The sequence below is a fragment of the Lysinibacillus sp. ACHW1.5 genome, assembly GCF_022014815.1.
GTDB lineage: Bacteria > Bacillota > Bacilli > Bacillales_A > Planococcaceae > Lysinibacillus > Lysinibacillus capsici.
Genome location: NZ_CP091777.1, coordinates 1,715,530 through 1,740,381, shown reverse-complemented (window position 1 = coordinate 1,740,381; position 24,852 = coordinate 1,715,530). Strand labels below are relative to the sequence as shown.

General features: G+C 39.9%; 24 protein-coding genes and 1 riboswitch. Of the genes, 6 read left to right on the top strand and 18 right to left on the bottom strand.

The window, feature by feature from the left end; genetic code table 11:
• Nucleotides 1-115: 115 nt before the first annotated feature.
• Nucleotides 116-283, bottom strand: a complete 168-nt coding sequence (locus L6W14_RS08235) for a hypothetical protein (RefSeq protein WP_167444835.1) — start codon at nucleotides 281-283, stop codon at nucleotides 116-118.
• Between the two features lie 62 nt (nucleotides 284-345).
• On the bottom strand, nucleotides 346-468 hold the full coding sequence (locus tag L6W14_RS23025) for a hypothetical protein (protein ID WP_004229388.1): 123 nt from the start codon (nucleotides 466-468) through the stop codon (nucleotides 346-348).
• Between the two features lie 29 nt (nucleotides 469-497).
• Nucleotides 498-690, bottom strand: a riboswitch (cobalamin riboswitch).
• Nucleotides 691-1,401: 711 nt separating this feature from the next.
• Here L6W14_RS23025 and L6W14_RS08230 point away from each other — a divergent pair.
• Entirely contained in the window at nucleotides 1,402-1,767 is a 366-nt protein-coding gene (locus L6W14_RS08230) for a VOC family protein (RefSeq protein ID WP_048390278.1), read from the top strand.
• Between the two features lie 241 nt (nucleotides 1,768-2,008).
• Complete coding sequence (locus tag L6W14_RS08225) at nucleotides 2,009-3,364, top strand: C40 family peptidase (protein WP_237900298.1); 1,356 nt, start codon at nucleotides 2,009-2,011, stop codon at nucleotides 3,362-3,364.
• 42 nt (nucleotides 3,365-3,406) lie between these two features.
• Here L6W14_RS08225 and murF read toward each other — a convergent pair whose 3' ends face one another.
• Nucleotides 3,407-4,792 (bottom strand): UDP-N-acetylmuramoyl-tripeptide--D-alanyl-D-alanine ligase, encoded by a 1,386-nt coding sequence (gene murF / locus L6W14_RS08220; protein WP_131519835.1) that lies wholly within the window; start codon nucleotides 4,790-4,792, stop codon nucleotides 3,407-3,409.
• A gap of 142 nt (nucleotides 4,793-4,934) precedes the next feature.
• Nucleotides 4,935-6,329: a Mur ligase family protein gene (locus tag L6W14_RS08215; RefSeq protein ID WP_054550872.1), complete on the bottom strand. Its 1,395-nt coding sequence runs from the start codon at nucleotides 6,327-6,329 to the stop codon at nucleotides 4,935-4,937.
• 140 nt (nucleotides 6,330-6,469) lie between these two features.
• On the opposite strand from L6W14_RS08215, the gene L6W14_RS08210 reads away from it, so the two are divergent.
• Nucleotides 6,470-7,681 (top strand): ATP-grasp domain-containing protein, encoded by a 1,212-nt coding sequence (locus L6W14_RS08210; RefSeq protein WP_237900296.1) that lies wholly within the window; start codon nucleotides 6,470-6,472, stop codon nucleotides 7,679-7,681.
• 76 nt (nucleotides 7,682-7,757) lie between these two features.
• Here the strand turns inward: L6W14_RS08210 and L6W14_RS08205 are convergent, their stop codons facing one another.
• The 12 genes from L6W14_RS08205 to L6W14_RS08150 form a co-directional block, all read right to left on the bottom strand.
• Nucleotides 7,758-9,950 carry a YheC/YheD family protein gene (locus L6W14_RS08205; RefSeq protein WP_237900294.1) on the bottom strand — a complete coding sequence of 731 codons (2,193 nt, stop codon included), beginning with the start codon at nucleotides 9,948-9,950 and terminating at the stop codon, nucleotides 7,758-7,760.
• 79 nt (nucleotides 9,951-10,029) lie between these two features.
• Entirely contained in the window at nucleotides 10,030-10,461 is a 432-nt protein-coding gene (locus tag L6W14_RS08200; RefSeq protein WP_066037421.1) for a hypothetical protein, read from the bottom strand.
• A 149-nt stretch (nucleotides 10,462-10,610) separates the two neighbouring features.
• The gene (locus L6W14_RS08195) at nucleotides 10,611-11,261 is read right to left on the bottom strand and encodes an HAD family hydrolase (protein WP_237900292.1); all 651 of its coding nucleotides are present in this window, start codon (nucleotides 11,259-11,261) and stop codon (nucleotides 10,611-10,613) included.
• 131 nt (nucleotides 11,262-11,392) lie between these two features.
• Complete coding sequence (locus tag L6W14_RS08190; protein WP_237900289.1) at nucleotides 11,393-11,755, bottom strand: DMT family transporter; 363 nt, start codon at nucleotides 11,753-11,755, stop codon at nucleotides 11,393-11,395.
• Nucleotides 11,756-11,768: 13 nt separating this feature from the next.
• Nucleotides 11,769-12,092, bottom strand: a complete 324-nt coding sequence (locus L6W14_RS08185; protein WP_048390263.1) for a DMT family transporter — start codon at nucleotides 12,090-12,092, stop codon at nucleotides 11,769-11,771.
• 25 nt (nucleotides 12,093-12,117) lie between these two features.
• Nucleotides 12,118-12,336, bottom strand: coding sequence for a helix-turn-helix domain-containing protein (locus L6W14_RS08180; RefSeq protein WP_004229412.1), 219 nt, complete (start codon nucleotides 12,334-12,336; stop codon nucleotides 12,118-12,120).
• A gap of 11 nt (nucleotides 12,337-12,347) precedes the next feature.
• Nucleotides 12,348-12,986, bottom strand: coding sequence for a DUF2975 domain-containing protein (locus tag L6W14_RS08175; RefSeq protein WP_237900287.1), 639 nt, complete (start codon nucleotides 12,984-12,986; stop codon nucleotides 12,348-12,350).
• 247 nt (nucleotides 12,987-13,233) lie between these two features.
• On the bottom strand, nucleotides 13,234-14,583 hold the full coding sequence (locus L6W14_RS08170) for an IS1182-like element ISBsp5 family transposase (protein WP_237898043.1): 1,350 nt from the start codon (nucleotides 14,581-14,583) through the stop codon (nucleotides 13,234-13,236).
• Between the two features lie 287 nt (nucleotides 14,584-14,870).
• Nucleotides 14,871-16,391 (bottom strand): osmoprotectant update ABC transporter permease/substrate-binding subunit OpuFB, encoded by a 1,521-nt coding sequence (gene opuFB / locus L6W14_RS08165; RefSeq protein ID WP_269898708.1) that lies wholly within the window; start codon nucleotides 16,389-16,391, stop codon nucleotides 14,871-14,873.
• On the bottom strand, nucleotides 16,381-17,337 hold the full coding sequence (locus L6W14_RS08160; protein WP_237900285.1) for an ABC transporter ATP-binding protein: 957 nt from the start codon (nucleotides 17,335-17,337) through the stop codon (nucleotides 16,381-16,383). Before L6W14_RS08160 ends, opuFB begins: the two co-directional genes overlap by 11 nt.
• A gap of 93 nt (nucleotides 17,338-17,430) precedes the next feature.
• Nucleotides 17,431-19,227 (bottom strand): vWA domain-containing protein, encoded by a 1,797-nt coding sequence (locus L6W14_RS08155; RefSeq protein ID WP_237900283.1) that lies wholly within the window; start codon nucleotides 19,225-19,227, stop codon nucleotides 17,431-17,433.
• 3 nt (nucleotides 19,228-19,230) lie between these two features.
• On the bottom strand, nucleotides 19,231-20,289 hold the full coding sequence (locus L6W14_RS08150) for an AAA family ATPase (RefSeq protein WP_048390252.1): 1,059 nt from the start codon (nucleotides 20,287-20,289) through the stop codon (nucleotides 19,231-19,233).
• Nucleotides 20,290-20,435: 146 nt separating this feature from the next.
• On the opposite strand from L6W14_RS08150, the gene L6W14_RS08145 reads away from it, so the two are divergent.
• The 3 genes from L6W14_RS08145 to L6W14_RS08135 all read left to right on the top strand — a co-directional run bounded on the left by L6W14_RS08145 (nucleotide 20,436) and on the right by L6W14_RS08135 (nucleotide 23,242).
• Entirely contained in the window at nucleotides 20,436-21,830 is a 1,395-nt protein-coding gene (locus L6W14_RS08145) for a hypothetical protein (RefSeq protein WP_237900281.1), read from the top strand.
• Nucleotides 21,831-21,993: 163 nt separating this feature from the next.
• The gene (locus tag L6W14_RS08140; protein WP_237900279.1) at nucleotides 21,994-22,719 is read left to right on the top strand and encodes a glucosaminidase domain-containing protein; all 726 of its coding nucleotides are present in this window, start codon (nucleotides 21,994-21,996) and stop codon (nucleotides 22,717-22,719) included.
• 106 nt (nucleotides 22,720-22,825) lie between these two features.
• A complete protein-coding gene (locus L6W14_RS08135) occupies nucleotides 22,826-23,242 on the top strand; it encodes a hypothetical protein (RefSeq protein ID WP_237900277.1) in 417 nt (138 codons plus the stop codon).
• Here the strand turns inward: L6W14_RS08135 and L6W14_RS08130 are convergent.
• Nucleotides 23,239-24,069 carry a C40 family peptidase gene (locus tag L6W14_RS08130; protein WP_131519826.1) on the bottom strand — a complete coding sequence of 277 codons (831 nt, stop codon included), beginning with the start codon at nucleotides 24,067-24,069 and terminating at the stop codon, nucleotides 23,239-23,241. The genes L6W14_RS08135 and L6W14_RS08130 overlap by 4 nt on opposite strands.
• The gene (locus tag L6W14_RS08125) at nucleotides 24,038-24,850 is read right to left on the bottom strand and encodes a serine hydrolase (protein WP_237900276.1); all 813 of its coding nucleotides are present in this window, start codon (nucleotides 24,848-24,850) and stop codon (nucleotides 24,038-24,040) included. Before L6W14_RS08125 ends, L6W14_RS08130 begins: the two co-directional genes overlap by 32 nt.
• Nucleotides 24,851-24,852: the final 2 nt, after the last annotated feature.

Sequence of the window (24,852 nt, the reverse complement as noted above, 5' to 3'; positions counted from 1 at the left end):
AAATATGAATGAAGTCCTAAAGGCAGTTTTATGACAAACAAATGTATTCCAATTGGTATTATGTTATTTACTCATAAAAATGGCTACTTCGTTTTTCGAAGTAGCCAAACATATTCTATCCTCTTAATTCTTTCAAAACATTTGCGTATGCTGCTAGAATAGATTGCTCATGTGAAGCATCATGCCCAACATATTGTTCGACAAGCTCCTTTAAGGGTTTAGGCTCTTGCATAATTTCAAATTTGAATAAGCTTTCATAGTACTCAACAACTTGTGGATTCATGTGGACCGCTCCTTTAATTTTTTCCATAAAAAAACATCTTTCCCTCATCAGAAAGATGTCTACTATGACAAATACACGACATAATACGGTGATTGCCAGATGGAAAGAAGCTTTCTATTAAACATAGAAGCACCCTTTTTAGCAATCATCGTACTATGAGCATGCAGGAGAAATTCTCTAGTCACACTCAACACCCCCTATCCGCGTAGGTTTTTTGGCTGTACTAGATAAAGGCAGGTCTCCTGGCTTATGTTCATCACACCTTTCACCTTCCCATTCCGACTCGTAACAGTGGCCTTTTGAAATGTGCTCCCATTTACAGTTGCGGGACAGCGTCGGATTCACACCGATCTTCCCTTTTAAACAAATTAAAAAATCTAATTTGTACCTCTATCCTATTATTCCGTTTTTATTATTATACCATAGTATTAAATCTTAACAGAATAGAAATGTTGGTCTTTTGAAGTTCTAAAGATTAGATTTAGAGCTCTATCCCTCTCTTTCGAGGTTTTATCCACTAAATTTGAAGCGCTATCCTCCACTTTTAAAGTTCTATCCACCAGTTTAAACTCTATCCTTCAATTTGATAATTCTATCCACCAGTTTTAGAATTCTATCCTCCACTTTTGAAATTCTATCCACCAGTTTAAACTCTATCCTTCAATTTGATAATTCTATCCGCCAGTTTTAGAATTCTATCCTCTACTTTTGAAATTCTATCCACCAGTTTAAACTCTACCCTTCAATTTGATAATTCTATCCACCAGTTTTTGAATTCTATCCTCCACTTTTGAAGTTCTATCCACCAGTTTAAACTCTATCCTTCAATTTGATAATTCTATCCACCAGTTTTTGAATTCTATCCTCCACTTTTGAAATTCTATCCACCAGTTTAAACTCTATCCTTCAATTTGATAATTCTATCCACCAGTTTTTGAATTCTATCCTCCACTTTTGAAATTCTATCCACCAGTTTAAACTCTATCCTTCCATTTGATGATTTAGAATTCTATCCCCTACTTTTAAAGTTCTATCCATCAGTTCAAATTCTATCCTCCCATCCATTTCAAATATTTAGAAATTACTCTATAATTAAGAAAAAAAGGGGGCGGTCTGAGATGATAATGGGTTTACATCATGTGCAAATTACAATTCCGAAAGGTTGTGAGGAGCAAGGGAAGGATTTTTATTGTCATGTCTTAGGACTTCAAGAATTAGAGAAGCCTGACTCTCTCAAAGGACGTGGGGGATTTTGGTTACAGCTTGGTCAACAGGAGGTCCATGTAGGGACAGAGGATGGCTTCGATCGTTTGACCACAAAGGCGCATATTGCATATCAAGTAGCGGATATTCAGTATTGGCGGAAGAAACTCGCAGCTCATCAAATCAAGATACTCGATTCTGTGCCTATTCCTCATTACGAGCGTTTTGAATTCCGTGATCCCTTTGGTAATCGTGTAGAAATGATACAGAAAATCGTGTAGGCTGCCTCGTTTTGGGGCAGCTTTTTTCATGGAATTGTTCCATATTACATCTTACTGAAACATTTGTAATAAAACTGTAAATTCCCTTGATAAAGCCTTTTATAGCAAGTGTTGAAGCCCTCCCTTCAGTTACCCTGGTAACATTTACCGCTCAGAAGCCCTACTTTTTCATGCTACGATTATTTCCATGGCAAAGGTATACAGGAGAAATCCTACTAGATGCTTTAGGAGGTTACACAAAATGAATAAACGATTTTTATCTACAACACTTGCATTAACAATTGGATTTAGTTCATTTGGAATGGTGCAAACAGCGATCCCGCCAATACAAGTAGAGGCTGCGACTACAAATGCTCAGAACAACGCACAGGCGGTAGCTGCAAAAGCAGACCAATTAATTCAGACTGGTAAAAGCTTAATGGGGCAAGCAACATACAGCAATTCAGTTTACAAGCCTACATACCCATACAAATTTTCTTGTGCTTCATTTTTAATGTACATCTTCGAGAAAAACGGGGTAGACCTTGGTACGTATAATGAAAATTATATGATTCAGCAAGGGACTTATGTAGCGAGAAACCAATTACAAAAAGGCGATTTAGTGTTCTTTAAAAGTAAAAAAACAGGAACTGATCCCGATCATGTCGGCATGTATATTGGCGACAATAAAATCATCCATATGGCTGATACCAAACAAAATATAGTTATCTCTGATTTAAATAGTAAGCCGTATTATACGGAAAACTATGTATCTGCACGTAGAGTATTACCTACTCTGCTATCTGCCAACCCTGCTACAAAAGGCGATAAAATTGTAGAGAATGCTCTATCCTATAAAAACAAAGTAACGATTAGTTCCACAACAAATGAGGCTAGCTTACGCTTTACAGCTCCAACTTTCGTTGATTTTATCTATCGTAAAAGTGGTGTGACACTCGGCGCAACTTCATTAAACCAATTAATGAACCAAGGATCCACTGTGGCACGTGCTAACTTAAAGAAAGGTGACCTAGTTTTCTTTAATAGTGTCAAAGGCTCTAAAACACCTTCACTTGTCGGGATTTACGCAGGAGATCACCGTATCATCATCCCTAATTCAGATGGTGTAATGACAAGAGTATTATTTGTAGATTACTATACTGAACATTATATTACAGCGAAGCGCGTTTTCTCTGGTAGCACCTCTACGCCCAGCGTAAGTGCACCTTCAGCAAGTACATCTGCCGATAAAATTATTGCAACTGCTACTGGCTTAGCAAGCAAAGCAAAATTCGGCTATACGTACAATGAGAGTGCACTGACTTTTACAAGTGCGGGCTTTACTTATTATGTCTTTAAAAAGCATGGTATTGATTTAAAAGATAAACTAGCAAGTAAACAGGCTTTAGTAGGGACACGTATTCAAAAATCACAATTACAAAAAGGGGATCTACTGTTCTTCTCTACGAATAATGGTGGACAAGAGATCACACAAACGGGTATTTATATAGGCAATAACCAATATATTAGTATGACAACTAATAATATTGTAAAACAAAACATTTCTTCGACGTGGGCACAAAAGAATTTTGTAAGCGCTCGACGCGTCTTAAAATAAATGAGGATAGGGGTGTCTCAATCATGTTGAGACACCCTTTTTCTATGCGTTTTTTAGTTTATTGGCAAATTCGATCATGGATCTACTAGACATCGGTCCCTTAATTAAAACTATCGTGTCTGCATCTAGCTTTGGTTTCAATAATTCTAAAACGCCTGCTACCTCTTTAAACGTATGAACCTCTGCGCTGGTTCCATCCTTTTGCGCTTGATCGGCAATCTTCTCTGCCCTTTTGCCGATGGTAATCAATGTATCGATCTTTCTTACTGCTACCATGGAGCCGATTTCGCGATGATATTTTTCTTCAAAATTGCCTAATCGCTTTATATCCCCTAAAACAAGAATGACCTTTTTGTCTTTTCCCACCGTATCTAGCACTTTTAAGGCTGCCTCTACAGATGTTGGGTTATTTGTCCATGTATCATCAATAATCGTACTGTCACCAAGTCCTGTCGTAAACTCTAAATGTCTTGCCATCTGTTTAAATGTTCTTAGTCCTGCGATTGCCTGACGAATGGTCAGCCCCATTTCATGGCTCGCTGCAATCGCGGCTAAGGCATTATAGACCTGATGCTCTCCATAGCCTGGGACAAACACATTGTATGTTTCATCCGCTACCTCTAAAACAAACTTCATGCCCGTATTGGCAAACTCCACTTTCGAAGCCTTGTAATCTGCCGTATCCTGTAAGCCAAACTTGATAATCTTCCCTTTAAATCTTTTCAATGAGATTTTTTTAGTATTGGCATCATCAGCATTAATGATTAACGTGCCATCTTCTTTAATGCCTTCCACAATTTCTGCCTTAGCCTTAATATAGCCCTCCAAATTGAGACAGCCATCTAGATGATGCACACCAATGTTTGTAATGATCCCAATAGTTGGCTGATAGATCATACATTGATGTTTAATATTCCCCGTATTCCCTAAGCCTAATTCAAAGATAGCAGCTTGTGTTTTATCGTCAATGCCCGTTAAATAAGGTAATGATTGCCTTGGCTCGTTTTTACTACTGATGGATGCTTGCACTTGCCAATGCTGACTAGCAATATGTTTTAACATCTCTTTTGTCGTTGTTTTCCCACAAGTTCCTGTTAAAGCCACAACGGGAATTTCAAAGAGCCCACGATAATACTCGATAAATGTCCAATATGCCTGTGCAACACTTTTCACTTGTAAAACGGTTGTATTTTCCAGTGCATTTTTTAACTCTGTAGACGATTTATCGGATATGATAAGAGACGGACCTTTCCGATCAATCTCTTGCCAATTGATTTGATCGTTTCGACTAACAAACAGGAGCGAATGGCTCTTTGTTAAATCATGCCGATTATAGTAGATCGCCTGCTTAACAGACCATTGTTCAGATCCGTGAATGAGCTTTCCCTGTAGGACATTTCTAAGTTTCTGCACACTAATGGATTGCAAGTGTACTACGCCTCCTCTCTTTATCAATCTTGTAGATGACTTATTTCTTCTCTTGATCTAGCGTGCTGCTTTTTGATCAATTACTATACCTTATTAGAAAGCTCTTCTATGTGGCACAGTCAATATCCTATATGGAAAGAAGCTAATCAGCAGGTGGTGGAGGCTTTAGCTTTAGCTCCGTTGCTAGTTTAGAGACCTGTTTGCTATACATATCTCCCTTTATGAGAATGATGGTATTTTCATCCACAATCTTCTGCAATAACGGATAGACTAGCGTACTATTTTTAAATGTATAAACAGGCGCGCTAAATCCTAGCTTTACTGCATGATCAGCCATAATCCTTGCGTGTTCTCCAATGGTAATCAGGACATCCACGCCAATCCGTTGAATTAATTCACCCGCCTGTTCGTGAATAATGTAGCCCCATGAACCTAAATCGGTAATCGTACCAATAACCGCAATCTTTTTCTTGCCGTCACCTAATTCATTCAACACTTTTAAGGCAGCCTCTAAGGAAGTGGTTGTAATACTCCATGTATCATCCAATAACATGGAATGATTAATGCCCTCAAAGAGTTGCAGTTGTTTTTTTAATTGACGGAATGATTGAAGCTGTTGTGCTGCGACTGGAATAGGGATCCCCATATCATGGACCGCGGCAATGGCAGCAAGAGCATTATAAACCTGATGCTCTCCAAACCCTGGTACAAGTATGTCATAGCTTTTTCTATCATGATGCAGAATAAATTTCATCCCTTTTTGATAGTAGTGGATATGGCTTGCGCGAAAATCACAGGAGTCATGCTTTCCTACCCTAATCAAACGCCCACGAAATCTCGAAACATCTATTTTTTTCGTATTCATATCTTCAGCATTGATAATTAATGTACCTTTTGGATGAATGATATCTAGCATTTCTCCCTTTGCTTGAATATAGCCTTCTAATGTTTTGCAATAATTTAAATGATGGGCTCCGATATTCGTAATAATACCGATTGTCGGTTTGAAATATCTCCCTGCATTCGTAACGTCTCCAGGTGAGCCCACTGCTGTTTCAAAAACGGCAGCCTCGGTTTCATCCTCAATGCCCAGTAAATATTGCAAAGAAGCCGTTCTAGAATTGCTGCTCAATGTCGTCGCAGTCACTTTCCGATCAGCCGAAAGAATATGTTTAATCATCTCTTTTGTCGTTGTTTTGCCTGATGTACCTGTGATCGCGACAATCGGAATATGAAACTGGCTGCGATAAAAATGGACAAATTTCCAATAGGCCTCTTCTGCATTCGCTACCTGTATCATAATGACATGATTGGGAATGTCAGTTGGCCGATAAGCTCTATCGGTCACTAGCACTAGAGGAGAAAGTGGCTCAAGATTTTTCCAATTAACAATACGTTTACTTGTAAAAAGGGCCGTATTGGACTTTTTCACTTGCTTTAATCGATAAGCCCCATGCTGAATCAGTGTATCCTCTGACCCGTGCACTAGATAGCCTGCCGTAATCATTGCTAAATTTTTCACCGAAAGAGGCTTCATATCTTTTCTCCCTCCTTTCTTTTCTAGTATATGTAACCTTTTAAAAGTTGCTTGGATGTAGACAAGATACATAACTAGAGGAAATCTATTTCATTGCATATATATAAAGGTGATTAAGTATCTAAGTACCAATAGAAGGAGTGATATACCTGAAAGCCATTGTATTTATCGGTACAAACAAATCTGGGTCTAGTCGTGAAGCAACAAGGGCAGCAGAAAAATTAGGCTACTTCACAGTACTTTTCACAAATAATGAAAAACAACTTCAGCAGCGCAGAGCCTACCCCGACATCCATAAAATGATACTCATTGATACTTTTGATATCGAGAGCATGAAAGATGAAATTGAGAAACTAGGAAAAGCTGGATTAAATATTAAAAGTATCGTTAGTTTTGTTGATCCATTTGTCCATATTGCTTCAATACTATGTGATGAATTTTGTCAGAACTATACATCCTCCAGTGCCATTGAAACTATGGAGGATAAAGAAAAAACAAGAAAGTTTTTACAAGATCAACCATACTCACCAAAATTTTCGCTCATGAAACCGAACGAACCTATAGCTAAAAATTTAACCTTTCCATTAATCGTAAAATCTCCTAAATCAACTGGCTCAAAAGATGTCTTACTAGCAACGGATGCCGACCAGCTCAATAACCACCTCAAAGCACTACGCAGTAAAAATCCCTATGAAACCATCATGATTGAAGAATATCTAGATGGCCCTCAATATTTAGTAGAGGCGGTTGTTTATCAACAACAACCACATGTCATTGGTATAATTGAGCAAGAAATTACGCAAGGAAAACGATTTATCATTACTGGCTATGGTGTTCTAGTGAAAGCCCCTAAAGACATCCAATCAGGCATCGAGGAGGTACTCCATTCCATCGTGAAAGCCTTTGGTATTGAGAATGGGGCTCTTCACTTAGAGCTTCGATTAACCCAAAATGGTTGGAAACTTATCGAGATCAATCCTCGAATTTCAGGTGGCGCTATGAATAATATGCTACAAGCAGCTCTAGGTTTTAGTTTAGTAGAAGAAACACTGAAGATTTTGCTAGGAGAACAGCCTAATCTGCAACCAAGACATAAAAAATTTGTGTATACAAAATATGTCATTGTGGAAAGTAGAGGAATTTTAGAAAAGGTTATTGGCAAGGCAAGAGCGACAAGATCAAATGGCGTCGTTGAAGTATATGTCAAACCGAGAAGAGGCACCCTCCTCACCCCACCTTTATCGATGGGTCATCGTTACGCCTATGTCATTGCAGAGGGAGCAACCTTGAAGGAAGCAAGAAATCACGCAATCACTGCAGCGAAGGAAATAAAATTCATTTTGAGAGTTTGAAAAAAATAACCCGAATAATTGCCGCTTGCCAGTGGACAGTTACTCGGGCTTTTTTATCTTCATCAGTCGTAAACGATTATTCTTCTTTAAACGTTTGATCTAAAAACTTCACGGTTTCAAACATATTGGTTTTACTTGCACCCTTCACAAGAATGGTATCATGGGGCTTAATGAGCTTTTCAAGAAGGGCATGCAATTGATCTTTATTAATAAAATGATGTACTCTGGATGGGTCCATGCCCTTCGCGATGGCAGCATTACTCATTTCATCTGTCCTAAAGCCATAGGTAATAAATTCATCGATGCCGATCTCATACACGTACTCTCCAACCTTACGATATTCCTCTTCCCTCAAGACACCAAGTTCTCGCATTTGCCCAATAATGGCTACCTTGCGATTTGTTGCGATATTCTTCAGTACATCGAGCGCAGCACGAACCCCCTGCGGATGAGAGTGTACTGTATCATCAATAACCGTTATATCATCACGGCAATTATAAATCGTTAAACGTCTTGGTGGTTTTTTAAAGTTGAGCCCTGCCTGAATATCAAGTGGACTAAATCCTAAAAAATCAGCCACTGCCACTGCATTCAATGCGTTGTATACATGATGTTCTCCTAAAATAGGAATATATAATTCTATTTCTTGCCCATGCAGCTTCATTTTAAAGGACATGCCGACATCTTTATATTGCAAATCATATGCACAGTAATCCGCTTCTTTTTTAATGCCTACCGTGATGATTTTCCCTTTAAATTGCTGTGTCTCTAAGTATCTTGAATTGTCATCATCTTGATTGACAATGAGTAATCCCTGTTGATCCATGCCATGAATCAATTCCGATTTTGCCTTGGCAACACCCCTTACATCTCCATCAAAGTTCCCAACATGGGCTAAGCCTATATTCGTTACAATACTAATATTCGGCTGAATGATGCTACAGTGATTAGTAATAATGCCTGGGTAAGCCATACCATACTCTAATACAACGGCCTGATGTGTATCATTGATTTCTTCCTTATGCTTTTTCGTATGCTCCGTCGTATTCCAATAATCCTTTGATTCAAATACATTCCACTTTTTCGATAAAATCGAACCCACAAATGCCTTTGTCGTGGTTTTCCCTGCACTTCCTGTAATCGCAATAATAGGTAAGGTTTTCTTTGCCTCCACCTGCTTCGTTTTTTGTTGGACAATTTTCTTTTTCAGCGGTTTTTGATTTTTGGCAAGATACATCGCATAACGGATAGAATGGATGACCACATCTAATTCCAAGTAAAAGGCAGGAGGACAGCCTGGGCGCCAATTGACCTCATACATCCAAATTTTTTGATGTTGATCTAACCCTACATCAATGCCAATTTCATCAATAACTTCCCCAAATTTCGCCATTTGAATTTCATCTAGATGATGTGCCAGCGCCAGTGAAAAATGCTCAAGCATTCGCCGAATATTATAGGCCTCTTCCTTAAACTCCTGCTCCAAAAAAGGATCTAAATAATTGGTATAGCCACCATTATTAATATTCGGTATGATGGAGCCATTCGGTGCAATGCGTGGATACACCGTTGTCACTACCCATTTACCTTCTCCATTTTTTTGAACATGTAGGCGGAAATCATAGACCTGACCAGATTTTGTAACAGATTGAATATACGGCTGCATAATAAAGGTGCCAGACGTAAGTTGCTCCTTTATCAATGCATCCAATTGTGGCTTTGTATAGGTTGTCGTGGTGCTATCCTTTCGCACCTCAAAATATTTGGCTCCAGCCTTCGTTATAAAATAAATACCCTTCCCTTTTCGTCCATCAATTGGCTTAAACACAACTCGTTTATAATAATTAACGAACTTATGAAATAAATCGGCATCCTTTACAATTTCAGAGGGAATCAAATACTGTTCAAATTCCTTCGCTTCCTTTAATCGTTTCATCACATTCCATTTGTTCCCGATTGAATGGGTTGTGAATGGAATCTCCTCTTTTAAACGGTCAATAATCTCCTTCGAGACAGATAATTTCTCAGGGCTTCCTGCATTATAGATAACATCAGGAAAGGGCATTGTTTTCTCTTGCCATTGTCCATTCTCATAGACCTTTGCTCGAATAGAACGTTTGGCAAAGTCCACACTTTTAGGTGTGAAGTAAAAAAATGTTGCGCCTTCAGCTTTCGCAACTGCTGCAAAGGCATAGGACTTGAGCACTGTTGTTGGATCAAGTCGATGATGCAGCATACCAATAATCGTCATAGCTAAACTTCCTTTCATTAGATTCTCTCTCTATTACATTCACTTTGTATCCCTTGCATATAGACAGATGCTCTAGCTTTAGTAGTTTAATATGGTACTACCATTTCGGCTCTATGATAAATTTCCCCTTCAACATGTCTGGCTTTAAGAGCTGAATGGCCGATATACCACTGAGTTCAATAGATTTCTTTGTACTTGTTTTTTCTAACCTCACCACATCTGCAATCGAATTTGTATCGTTTCCTTCATAATCAAAAGCACGCAACAATGATACTGTGCCACGGCAACGCTCTCTATCAACATCCTCAATGCGGAAAAACTCTGTCTCAAACTGTTTCACTGTATCCAATAAACTTAAATGAGCACCACTATGTGTAATTAAAAAAAATGGAATCGTATCACTCCCGACAATTTTAATAAGTAGCTGACCAAAATATTTAGAATGAAAATTCATCATAATATCCTGAAGATCCTTTAAATCACTTAAAGCTTCACATAAAAAGTGATTTCTTTTCTTATCACTATTCAATTCGTAGCCCCCTCTCTTAGTTTGACTATACGATTTGATCCGTGTAAGTTGCCCTCTCGTTATCATATGTTGCGACAAAAAATATGGCGACTTCTTCCTAAAGAAACTAAAAAAACCTCCACCAATGAGGGGGAGGCTTTTGCCAAAGCTTATGTTGCGAGGAGATCATGTATTGTGTATTGTTCTAATGCAGTAACGGTATGGTGTTTTGTATTGAATGGTAATTGCTTGGTAATCTCGTTCGGAATGACCACTGTATAAAGTCCCGCTGCTACAGCGGCTTGTGCGCCATTCGGTGAATCCTCAATTGCCATGGCCTCATCAGCCTCTACTCCTAATTGTTCAAGCGCCTGCAAGTAAAGCTCTGGATCAGGCTTAACATTTGTCACCGTGTCAGCGCTACAAAAGCAATCAAAGTAATGTCGGATACCCAGCCGATCCATATACACATCAATCCATTGACGACTGGAGCTACTAGCAAGTCCAATCTTCAAACCCGCTTCCTTTGCCTGCTGTAGCAATGTTAAAATACCAGGTCTTAGCGTTTCCGTTTCCATCCATTGTGCATGGCGTTGCTGAATGGATGTTTGAAAAGCCTCCACATCCAGTTGTATGTGATGATGTGTAACAAGATATGTATAGGGATTAAAGGTTTGAAGATTGGTCCCAAGGCACTTAGCATAGGTTGCTAACGATAATTCAACACCATATTGTGCATAGGCATCTTTAAAAACGTTATACCATGCTGTTTCCGTATCAATGATTGTACCGTCAAAATCAAAAATTAGAGCTTTTATCATCAAATTCCCCCATTCTATTGGTTTGCGCTGAATCAAACCTAGGTTTTGGCAGGGCTATCCGTCGATGTGCTAATCCTATCCCTTGATTTAGAACCGCTATCCGCTACTTTCGCATTTCTATCCGCCTATCCTCACAGATCTGACGCTTTTGCTAGGCTATCCACCACTTCTTCACCTTTATCCCCCTGATTCAACAAGATAACGCCCCCTATAATGAGGACAATACCGATCGCAGAATAAACAGTAAAAATATCGTGCCAAATGACAATGCCTACCAGAACGGTTAAAGCTGTGCCGACACCTGACCAGATAGCGTAGGCCAAGCTTAATGGCATGGTTTTTAAGCAGAGGGATAGGCTATAAAACGAAATACCATAGCCAATTGCTACCGCCAAGGATGGGACGAGGACAGTAAAGCCGTCTGAGAACTTCAGCATGGTTGTTGCAAAGATCTCGCTTATAATCGATAGTGTTAAAAATAAATAGCCTTTCATCCTGTTCAGCCTCCTAATGACCACCAGCAAGATTGAGTACCACAACACCCAAGATAATGCATAGAATCCCTAATACCTTCTTGCGATTAAATCGTTCCTTATAGAGGACAACTCCCACAATAGCGGTTAACGCTGTCCCTAAACCTGCCCAAATTGCATAGGCTGTGCCAATAGGAATCACTTTTAATGTTAAGGCTAAACAATAAAATGCCGTTCCATAGCCTACTACTACGCCAATTGATGGCCCAATTCGTGTGAAGCCCTCCGTACGCTTGAGCAAGGAACTGGCAAAAACCTCTGCTATGATAGCGAGCATTAAAAAACTAAAAGCCGTCATTCAAAAAATCCTTTCTGCTTTGCTTCTAGATGTCATCTTCTTCCTCTACATACTCCAATATATCTCCTGGCTGGCAGCCCAAAGCTTTACAAATGGCATTTAATGTAGAAAAACGTACGGCTCTTACTTTGCCTGTTTTTAAATTAGAGAGATTGACAATCGAAACATCTACCCTCTCTGCAAGTTCACTCAGCTGCATTTTACGATCCGCTAGCATACGATCTAATCGAATAATTATGGTCATGTTTTCACTTCCTAAGCTGTTGCATCATATTCATCCTGAAGGAATGCACCGTATCGGAAAATACGTGCAAAGGTCCAAATCACCACACCACATAGTAAAAGAGTCCAGTGAATGCCTGTAAAATGATAGCTAATCCCCTTGATCAAACCCGTCTCTACAAATCGGGACTCCAATTGGAATTGTTGCATAATCAGATAGACGGTATATGTACGAAATGCATTTACTGTCAAGCTCAATACAATCACACAGTAGGCAATTCTCTCCATTTTTTTACTATTAGCGAGTGAAAATACAATACCTTTTGATAAGTTACTTAATATATTCCTCACTTGTACAATAATCATTAATAAAATAGCTATGTATATTGTAGCAGTAAATAGAAAGGTCATGACATCTTTTTTTGAATAGTGAATGTCCCTTGTCACATGGTCTGCCAGCTTCATTTCCAATCCTTCTAACTGAACGGCAGCGGTCACACTGCCCTTTGCTAATAAATGATTCACTTGTTGCTCTGATACTACTATTGCCCCCACCATAAAAATCGCGAGCATCGTCAAGACAAAAATCATCATCACCATGATGATGGTAAAAGCGGTACGAAGCCCCTTTGTCATCCATCGAAATTCTTTACTTTGAATTGTTTGCCCCATTATCAACCTCTCCCTCCCTTCTCTCTATTATACATCCCATTTTATCTCTATCAATATTTTTTTAATGTTTATCATTAATAAATTATTGATAAAGATAAACCCTCTAAAGGTAGAGGGTTTCAGACTGTAGACAAAAGCCCTCGAGAAGTTCACTCTCAAGGGCTTTTATCATTTTTCTTCCTATGTCGTCTTGATATTTGGTCATACATTACCAAATCCAACATACGCTTCGAGCATAGTTGCTCTCTTAAGCTACTTGCCACGTCCAAGTAGCCAGTTTCTTTAAATTCATGGCAGCAAAAGTAAGCATCGCCTGCATGGACAATTTTTTCAGACCTCTTAAGGTTGTCCATCGCATACCATGCTTTTCTTTTGCATCGGCAAAGACACGCTCAATCGTTTCTTTGCGCTTTGCATAGATTTGTTTGATGTCATAGGAATGGCGTAAATGTTCAGCTTCCTCCACATACGACTCCCAGATATGGCGTTGAATGAGTTTTTGATGATGCTTACTTTCTGTACACTGGGAAAGGCTTGGACACTTCGCACAAATCAAAGGATTCGATTTATATTGCCGATATCCTTCTTTCGTCGTTGTTGCATACTTCAATATCTGCCCTTGTGGGCAAAGATAACAATTATAGTGCTCGTCATATATATACTCGTGCTTTCGGAAGAATCCATCTTTCGTTTTAGGACGTGTATACGGAAGAACAGGCAACATTTGATTCTCTAATAAAAAGTTCGTAATCGCTGGTGTTTTATAGGCTGCATCTGCCGCAACAGCGATTGGTTTTTGAACGTTTTGAATGACTCTTTCAACAAGTGGCTGCAATACATGGCTATCGTGCACATTTCCCGGAGTCACAATGGCACCTAAGACAAAGCCCTTTTCATCTGTCGCTGCATGAAAAGAATACGCAAACTGTTTCGTACGTTCATCCTTCACGTAATACCCACTTTCAGGATCTGTCGTGCTTTCCTTTATTTCTTTCCATTCTTCTTTTTCAAATTTCTCCGGGGAAAAGGGCTTTTTTCCATGTTCCTCACGATCAATATTTAACTCTAATTGAAGTTTCTCTTCATAAGCCCGTGTTTCTTTTCGCACAACTTTTTTATCATACTTTCGTTTATTCGCACTCGCTTTCACATGCGTAGAATCGATAAATAAATGGTCTGCATGGAGGAGTCCTTGATGCATAATCTCTTTTAATATACGATAGAATATCTGCTCAAATATATCAGTGTCTTGAAAGCGACGGACATAATTTTTACCAAAGGTAGAGAAATGCGGAACTTCTGTATGGAAGCCAAATCCTAAAAACCAACGATACGCCATATTCGTTTCAATTTCTTTGATGGTTTGACGCATGGACCGTATACCAAAAACGTACTGAATAAACGTCATTTTAAAGAGAACAACAGGATCAATACTAGGACGCCCATTAGGTGAATAGAGATGTTCTACTAAAGGATAGATAAATGAAAAATCAATAGCCGCCTCTAGTTTTCGTACTAAATGATCTTGGGGAACTAATTGATCAATCGTTAACATTTCTAATTGTTCACGTTCATTGATTTGATTTTTCGTCATCATGGTTAATCACCTCGAAAGTGTACTTTTTATCAATAGATGAATAAGGAATTCTTTATGTAGGAGTTGATTGGAACGAAGGGTGGCGACTCCTGCGGGAAAAGCGGGAAAGTCGAGATCCTGGACTGAGCGAAGCGAGGGAAGCAGCTCGACCCCGCCCGCGGAAAGCGTCCGCCCGTAGTGGAAATCAACGGCTTTACTTTATTTTATTGTAAAAGAAAAAAGACTGTAGGCAAACTCAAAATTCATTGAGTTTGTCTACAGTCTGAAACCCTCTAAAGGTAGAGGGTTTATTTTAATAATCCTATCTTTACTAAATATTCTTTTGCTACTTCTGCTGCAAGCTTTCCTTCTACATTCACCTGATAATTCATTTCTCGCATTTCATCATCTGTAATGTGATCAGCTAGTTGATTTAACGCTTCTCCAATCTCTGGATAGTCAATCAGCGTTTCTTTCCTTAGTAAAGGCGCTCCCTGGTATGGTGGGAATAATGCTTGATCGTCCTCCAATACACGTAGCTTGTATTGACGAATTTCACTATCCGTTGAATAAGCATCTAGCAAATTAATATCACCTGATTGTATTGCCTGATAGCGAAGCTTTGGCTCCATCGTTGCAAGTGTCGTAAAGGCTATCCCATACCGTTTTTGTATGCCAACATAGCCATCCTCACGGTCATTAAATTCTAATGTAAAGCCTGCTTTCACCTTCTGCTCTATCGGTTTAAGATCAGAGATTTTTTGCAGTTGATAGCTCTCAGCCAGCTCCTCTGATACAGCGAGTGCATACGTATTGTTATAGCTCATGGGACTTAGCATGACCATATCGAATTGCTCCTGCATCCCCTCTTTCGCCTGAAGATAGACGTCTTCTTGGTTATTATTAATGGCTTCTTCCTTTAAAAACTCCGAAATAGCGGTGCCTGTAAATTCAGGATAAATATCAATACTGCCCGATTTCAATGCATTGAATACAAATGAAGTTTTACCAAGCCCTGGCTTTAATGTCACCGTTAAATCGGTCTCCTGCTCAATTAATAATTTATACATATTGATGAGAATCTCAGGCTCCGCACCAAGCTTTCCTGCAATGACAATTTCATCTTGCTGTTTACTGCTTAGGAGCGGGAAGAAAATCATTACCAGTGCCGCTAAACTAATGAGACTCAACGTCGTTACTGTTTTTTTAAAGGACAGAGATTCTAACTTTTTAAGCGCCACATCAAAAATCAGGGCTAAAATAGCAGCGGGAATGGCTCCTATAAGAATGAGTGCCGTGTTATTTCGGTCAATCCCAAGTAATATAATATCTCCTAAGCCTCCTGCACCAATTAAAGCAGCTAATGTTGCTGTTCCCACAATCAGCACCATCGCTGTCCGAATACCAGCCATCATAACAGGCATAGCAAGTGGTAGCTCAACCTTTACTAAACGCTTTGATCGATTCATTCCCATAGCTAATGCCGCTTCTTTCAGTGATGGGTCAACCTCATTGATGCCCGTGTAGGTGTTTCGTAGAATAGGCAACAGCGCATAGACGACTAACGCAATAATTGCGGGAACTTTCCCAATACCGAATAAAGGGATTAATAAGCCGAGCAACGCTAAGGAAGGAATCGTTTGCAGCACAGCACTGATTCCAATAATACTCTCGGCTATTTTCTTTTTATTGGTTAAATAGATACCTAGGGGAATAGCGATGAGGACAGCAAAAAATAGCGCAATAAAAGAGATTTGGATATGCTCTAGTAATGCAGCCAGCAGCTGTGCCTTCCGTTCCTGAAATACATCTACCACATTAGCCACCATGCACATGCCCTCTTTTCTTAGAATCCGCTGCTAAATAACAAAGCGTGGAAGCTCTTGTCACCATGCCAATGAGCTTGCCATTCTCTTCGACACCTAACAAGTCATGCTCGGCTAATTTTTCAAGAATCGTCGGAAATGGGGCATCTACAGGAATGGTATGCCCAAAGTCGTTTGTCACTGTGATTGGCTGTAACACATCATGGATCGTAAACAATTGATCCGACTGCTTACCTCCAATAAACTGTTGGACAAAATCATTTACAGGATTTTGTAGCAATTGCTGTGGAGTGCCTATCTGAACAATTTCGCCATCTTTCATAATACAGAGACGATCTCCTAATTTCAGTGCTTCCTGCATATCATGTGATACAAATACTATGGTTTTCTGGATGGTACGCTGCATCTCTAGTAGATCATCCTGTAGTTTGGTGCGACTAATAGGGTCTAGCGCACTAAAGGGCTCATCCATTAAAATAATTTCTGGGTCAGCTGCCAAGGCACGAACAACGCCAACCCTTTGCTGTTCGCCTCCTGACAGCTCCTTTGTCTTACGCTGACGATATTTCGCTGGCTCCAGACCCACCAACGCTAATAGTTCGTCTACACGCTGATGGATTTTCGTTTTACTCCATTTCTTCAGTTCTGGTACAACCGCAATATTTTCCTCTATTGTCATATGCGGAAATAGGGCGATTTGCTGTAGTACATAGCCAATACTCCAACGCAGCTCATGGATATTATAATCGCTAATTCTTTTATCATTGATCCAGATGGTGCCTGCTGTTAAGGGTATTAATCGATTAATCATCTTCAACAAAGTAGTTTTGCCGCATCCACTAGGGCCAATAATAACAAAGAATTCACCCTTTTTAATTTCTACATTTAGCGCTTTGACAGCTATTTGGTTGTTATCATATTGTTTTGAGACATTGTCAAATGTAATCATCTGTCATCTCCTTTAAAATGTGCTCATGAAATGCGTTTCACTTTTTATATTTCACCAACAAAAATCATTTCAAACATTTGTAGATAGCTGCAACTATTTCATTCTAAATACCTCGCCTTTGGGTACAAACGGTAGCTTGGCCCCCTGTGGTAGTACGAAGGCATGCTGTCTTTTAATGGCTAAACGATCACATTGTCCATCTGTAATAATCAGAATAGGACCATCCTTTGGAAAATCCTGTGCTGCTTCAAGTAGCTGTATACCAGGCTGTAACACTGTGCCTCCTCTACCTCTTACCTTCACTTTCGTTAATAGTTCTTCAGGGGCTAGATAGCCCGCGTCATAGGCAACAGCATCACAAAATATAACCCGAACAAAGGGGACATCTCTAGCGATGCTATAGCTCGCTATTGTGCCGAGTGCTTTTCCTAGTAAGAGACGGTCCATGGAGCCTGATGTATCAATAAGGACTGCGAAAGTACGTCCATCTTCCTCACCGCTTTGATGAATCCATCTTGGTCTAGCTATATCAGGTGTCGATGCTTGCCTTCTACTGGGGCGGGTATACGTTCTAACTTTCTCTATCGGTTGAAACATCCGATCAAACCATTTGGCTAATGCCACATCCCAGGCAATAGGAGGCTGTGCTAGGCTACGAATTTCCTCAATGAGCCCTTGTGGCAAATATCCTCTCTCTTGGGTCATATGATAGCTTAACCCTTGACTCAATGCCCTTCTATAAAAAGCATCTAAATCCACCCCAACCTTGCCTTCCCAAAAATCTGGTGGATTTGTTTCGATCATATCTCCGATGCCCTGCCCTCGAAAGGTTCTTAATTTGCGATACATCCTAATATCTGTAACTATACGATCATAAATAGATTCGGCTGAAAGTCCCTTTAATGCTGGATCATATAGCCCGCCAAATGCTGGCATCTCGCCGATTTGCATATCGATGAGCCAGCCATTGATAACATAATCACAAGCAACATTCCATAAGTAAGGATCACGTCCTTGTCTGCGGGTCGCATGGCTTAAACCTGCATGCAGCAATTCGTGTGCCATGAGAAACCGCATTTCCTCATCGGTCATTCCCACCGCCGTATTCAAATAAATTTCCTTTGTTTCGACTGCAATGGCTGCGACCGAAATATCCATTCTTGTGCAAATAAGTGGGTCTTCAATGATCGTAAAATCTGCTGCCAAAGCACCAAATAAGGGATAGGAGCTCATAAACCAAGCCTTTGCGCGCTGTGCTTGTGTTACCCTCGTTGTGCCTCCCAATGTATTTTCTACCCCTCCCGCTACTCGTATGGCACTTTGCACGGCTTTCGATAAACCTTGTGCAAATAATGCAGCGAAATTACTATTCCCTCGATAAAGATAGCCTGTTTGATTTTGTGATATAACAAAGTCCCCTTGACCTGGCATTGTACTATAGCCTTTCAAATCATCTGGCACACCTTCGCGTAAAAATCTTTCATATAATTTTTCCTCAGAGCTAATGGCCTCAAAAAGAGGATTACTCATTTCCTTTGGTGCTTGACCAAATTTTAGCTCTGCTAAAAATTTTGTTATATAGCAGTCACAGGCAATATTCCACAGCTCCTGCTGCTCTTTTGGTTGATGATGATGTAAGCCTAGGTGTAGCAAGCAATGCGCTATCACATAAGCCCATTCATTTGGCTGACCTTTTTTATCCTGATTCACATAAATAACACCTGCGCTTGTAACGTAAGCCCAATCCTTTTGGGGCATACTTTCGTATTGCATGTAAACAGCATGACACAACGCCTCGAACAGGGGATGTGTACAGACAATGTCATGCCCACGTGCGATGGCTTTCTCATTTTTATGCTCCTGCTGTGATGCTTTCTTCTTTTTGGCCATAAGCTACCCTTCCTTTTTGGCTACTAAACGCGGTAAATCTCGGATAACCTCCAGCATAAACCAGGCAGGTAATGCTTCACCCTTTTGCTCTGACACAACCATCTGTGCAATTTCTAAGCTGATGGATGATAGGTCCTTGATCAAGTCTTTGGCACGAAAGGCTAATTGCCGTTGATTGCCCTTCAATGTCGTATGCTCGTTCGGAAGCTCCTTCAGTAACTGAGCCCGGAAGGATTGTGCCATGAAATAAAGCAAATCTCTTTCATCAGGTTGATCGGGCCAACGTAATTCTCCTTGAATAATTTTAGCGAGATCATATTTACTTTGCACTTGCTTGATAAAGGCTTTAAATTGACTGGCAGTATGCGCGGATAGGCAGCTACTTGCTAATAGATCAATTGTTTGTTCTTGTAAGCTATTGCCATATGCATACAAACAATCACTTAACATATGCCATGAACGAGGCGTGGAGAAGGGTTCTTCTGTTTTCGGTGGTTCGTTCCATAAATGATCGGGACGCATTTGAATATACTCAATCACATATGGATGTATTTCATGTGCATAGGCCCATTCAAGCCAATCTTTATGCGATGCCCTCAGCTGAACATGAACCATCCGATTGATTAATGCGGAGGACATCGGCTTAACAATCGCGTTATCCTGAGCCCGATTGCCTGCACCAATAACAATCGTACCCTCTGGCAATGTAAACTCTCCAATTCTGCGTTCATGAATAAGACTATAAAACGCTTTTTGTACTTCTTGTGAGCAAGCATTTAATTCATCTAAAAAAAGGCAATATGGTTCATCGCGTGCAATCATTTTAGGTGGACAAAAAACACTGTAGCCATCCTTAATCTGCGGAACACCAATAATATCCTCAGGTGCTAGCTGACTGCCCAATAACGATACACAATGTAGCCCTAATTCACTAGCAAAATTTTCAACAATCGCTGATTTCCCAATGCCAGGTGCTCCCCATATAAAGACTGGTCTTATTGTCGCTACATTCAGTAGAAAATCATATAGCTGTTTTTGTGTCACATTAAAAATTGTATTCAATCAAAACGCCCTTTCAACTAATTGTTTTAAAGGTTAATAATACCATTTTCTATGAAATTATTCTTGTCTCTACCATTCTATGAAATTGACTGCCAATTACTAGCTGTGAGAAAATAATAAAAATTGTAGTAGAGAGGTCGTGACCTATGCATAATGGCTTTCAGTTTTTGGCGATTTCACAACTAGCAAAAAGGTTTCCAGCAGACTCTTGGTGGGCAAAGTTTTACAAGGATTTTAGTGAGGATGATCTAGTAGCGTACTATGAGGGGGATTTAACACTTCCCTCTCTTGATTTGGACTGGGATATGCCATTCCCACAACAGGACAAGACCATTCTCATTTTCATCAATGGTCATCTAACCGTAGACACCCTCTATAATTTAGAGACAGATGGGGCAATTGGGCTGATAGTGATGGGCAATGTACTTTCTAAAAATATAGCTGTAGGTGGTCAGGAAATCTATGTGCACGGGCATCTGACAGTCGAGAATATATTATGTGGCTCCTACAATCATGGCGAAACGATCGTTAATGGCAATCTTCAGGCAGCAATTTTGGTTCAAGATGATGAGTATCGCATCAACGTAAAGGGTCAGAAGTCGATTCCTTGTATCGTAAATATATGGCACGGAGATGGCGTTTTTCAGGAGCTCCCTATCCGTATTGAAGATGTATTAGTAGACGAGATATTTTTACCTGAGGATGAGGATGAGGATGACATCGGCTTTTCCTTCACTTCACTCGTGGAAATTCTAAAACAAGGGCGTTCTGCACTCACTCAATTTACAAGCGTTCCTCAAAGGACAATAGCAGCTCCTATTTATTTCACGCACCATTCGATCAATGCGGAAAACATACTGAAACTGACTTCATGTATTCTGATGACACCTGACAAACCTTCTTTCGATTTGACGGAACAGGATGTTTATTTTATGATCCAACGCGCACATACCAATGCTGATGGAGATGTACGCAATGATAGTATTTATATATTGACCTCGCAGTGTCATTATTTTATTTGGCTTAATGAGGATCAATCCGTCTCTCTCTTGACAAAAACACTAGATGAAGAAGCTGAATGGTGGGATATTACAGCATCCCCCCAGGAGGATTTAGTGGATTTACAACAGCACTGGCTGATGTTGTTAACCTGCATCAATGTAGCAGAACTTTACTTGCACAGTATCGAGGTGCGAGATGTACAACAAATTCTTCAGCATCCTGCGATTCTGGATTTAGACGATGAACATGATGGATTGTGGGATGGTTCCAAATGCTATAGCTTCCGTCAAACCTATTTGGATGATGAAGGCGATAGGATACATGCTCGCATTGAAATTATGACGCCTGATGAAGCGTATTATTTTTATACGCTCGAAAATCAATCCTATGTTGCTCGCCACTATCAGCCTCCTAACGTTTTTGGTCGACAAGAGCTATCTTATTTAAACACGATTCAATGGGAAGCGTCCGAGCGATATTTTGAGAGATTCAAACAATTTATGTCTCAGAATTTTAAGATAGATTTAGGAACTAATTAAGGCAAGAAACGTTCTATTAATGATGAAGTCTATTCAACTATACATCTCTTTCACTCTCTGTAATAATGAGAGATAACTAAACTTTTAATAGAAGGGAGGGAGATGTGGTCACGACCAACATCCAGCTACAATGAAATACGTGCTAAACTTTTTTAAAGGACTTATGATTGCCGTTGTTGTTATTTGTATTTCGTTTTATATGGTGACACAGTTATTTAATACGACTGAAAGAGAAGAGTCTGTGGTTATTGATGATCGTCCAAGTGTGGAAGAGTTTATCGGTGAGATTGCAGAGACCGCACGAGATCTTGGTGCTGACAATGACTTATATGCATCCGTGATGATTGCTCAGGCGATTCTAGAAAGTGAGCATGGGCAAAGTGGACTTGGCTCTGCCCCTAATTATAATCTTTTTGGAATGAAAGGCAGCTACCAAAATAATTCCGTCACACTCGAAACCACAGAGGATGATGGGTCAGGCAACCTTTCTACCATCATGGCTGACTTCCGCAAATACCCTTCCTATGAAGCATCCATGCAGGATTATGTAAAATTAATGCGTAATGGCGTATCATGGAATAAAGATTTTTACGCAGGCGTTTTCAAAAGCAACACAACTACCTATACAGATGCGACCAAGTTTTTAACAGGCTCCTATGCAACTGATTCGGCTTACAATGAAAAATTAAATACATTGATCGCAAAATATGACCTTCAGCAATATGATAGCCCTGTAAAAGATAAGAAAACCATCACGGTGGCTGATGGAGATTCACTTATGAAGATTGCCGAAGCCTATAATGTGAAAGTGACATCACTTAAGCAGTGGAATCAGCTTCGAACAGAACGTCTTGAAGCAGGCCAGCAACTAAATATTTATCATTATTAACATAAAACGTCCATGACTCATCAAGGAGTATGGACGTTTTTTCTCATGAAACTAATTCGTTTGTCTAAACGTCTTAGTGTAAAAATGCGGAAAGGATAGGAACACAGTGAAGCGTACACAATTGCTCAGTCTTCTCGCCGTTAACCTTATGCTATTGCCATTGATTCAGCTTAGCTACAACCTATATTTCACAACAAAAATAGCAGAGGCTTCTTTTTATATCATTATTTTCCCCACTCTTATTATTTTATCGAACCTTTTACTATGTTGTAGTTGGCAAAGAGTAGCAGCTACTATCCATTGGACCTTTGTCTATGTGGGACAAGGCACCTCTATCGCCTGTTATTTTGTGTGGCATTATGGGCAACTAGAGCCCTATCCAGATATGCCCCCAGGTGAAGCAGTGTTTGATTTATGCATGAGTACATTTTTAATTGGGCTCTGGCAGTTTATCGTGTTAGCACTGATCCATCTCAGTACGTTTATCATCCTCAAGATGGGACTGACCTTTAAAAAAGCTTAACTAGTCTTCTGTGAGTTATATAAAGTACCTACTGCTAGTATGGTCGTAGCTAAATCCTGTCGATAGAGAGGATGTTTGGCATCTAGACTATTAATGGTTACTTCATTACCACCTAACGATGAATGGACATACAAATCATCACCCATGTATAGAGCAATATGACCTGGAAAATAGATTAAATCACCCTTCTGCATTCGGGCTTGCTCTATGTTAACGATAGGGAAGCCCTCTACTATTCGGGCATCACGATAAATATAGACACCGTTTAACATATAAGCCATTGAACATAAACCAGAGCAATCAATACCTAGTGGCGATTTGCCACCCCAGCGATAAGGGGCCGTTAAGTAGCTGAGCGCTGTGTCCACCACATTTTCTCGGAACTGCTGCTCCGATAATGAATGTGCTGTTATTTTTGGTTGTAGCCATTTTGTTCGAACATACCCTATTTGTCCTGACACTAGCTGTACAGCCGACCATTCTTCAGGTACTGCTTCGTCTGACATCACACGAATGGAAGAGCCTCTTACAAGCGTTAGCAGCTTTGTACTTTGAATACGTGGCTGTTGCAAAACATCTGCAAAGCTTTGACAAACTACATACTGTGCATCTTGTTGCCATGTAGATGCAAGTGCTTCCTCTTGCAGTAAGTCTGCCTTCTGACAATAACCCTCGTAACGATAGGCCGTTTGAATAGAAACCCAAGCGTCATTGACATCCCTGATGATCTCTACGGTCATCCCATAAAGCACTTCATCGACTAGTTCAGAATCTTTATCTGGCATGGCATGCAAGCTAGCAATCATGGCTGTAACGATAGCCTTCATCCTTCTCCCCCTTCCGCTTCACCAACTGGTCATAGACAACTTTTGATAGACGACCAATGAGTTGGCGCGCCTGATCATTGTCCGTTACATTTGTTATAAAAACACCCATACTATAATCGACTGCATTCGTGTAAAATATCCCCACATCATGATCGACTGTATTCAGTCCGCCTGTTTTATGTGCCAGCCTCACATCCTCTACTAGATAGCGCTTTAGGGAGTCATGTATACGCTGACGGCTTAAAATATTAATGACTAGTTTATTGTAGGTAGGCGTTAAAAGCTCTTGCTGATAGATACGCGTATAAAGATGCGCCATATCCCTTGCTGATGTGCGATTATCTATGCCCTTTGCTAGCCGCTCCACATCCATCATTTTTCGCTGTAGCAGTGTGTCCTGTAAACCGATATGCTGAAAATAGTCATTCAAATATTCCATGCCAACTACATCGATTAAGACGTTCGTAGCTGTATTATCGCTAGTAATAATCATCCACAATAGCAGATCATAGAAAGTGCTTTGTGTAAGTCTTTGTTCACTAATCACACTAAAATCCACCCAATCAGTTGGTGAAATCGTAAGCGTAGAATTAAGTGATAATTTGTTTTTCTCTATATATGAGAGCAAGGCTAACAGAATCGGCACTTTGATTAAACTTGCACTTGAAAATGAAGTCTCTAGCTGATGACTGATGAGCAACTGATTCGTTGTTAGATTTTTAATAAACAAATGTACGTTGTAGGGCGATTCTTGAATAAGTGTAGTAATTCTCTGCTCCATAG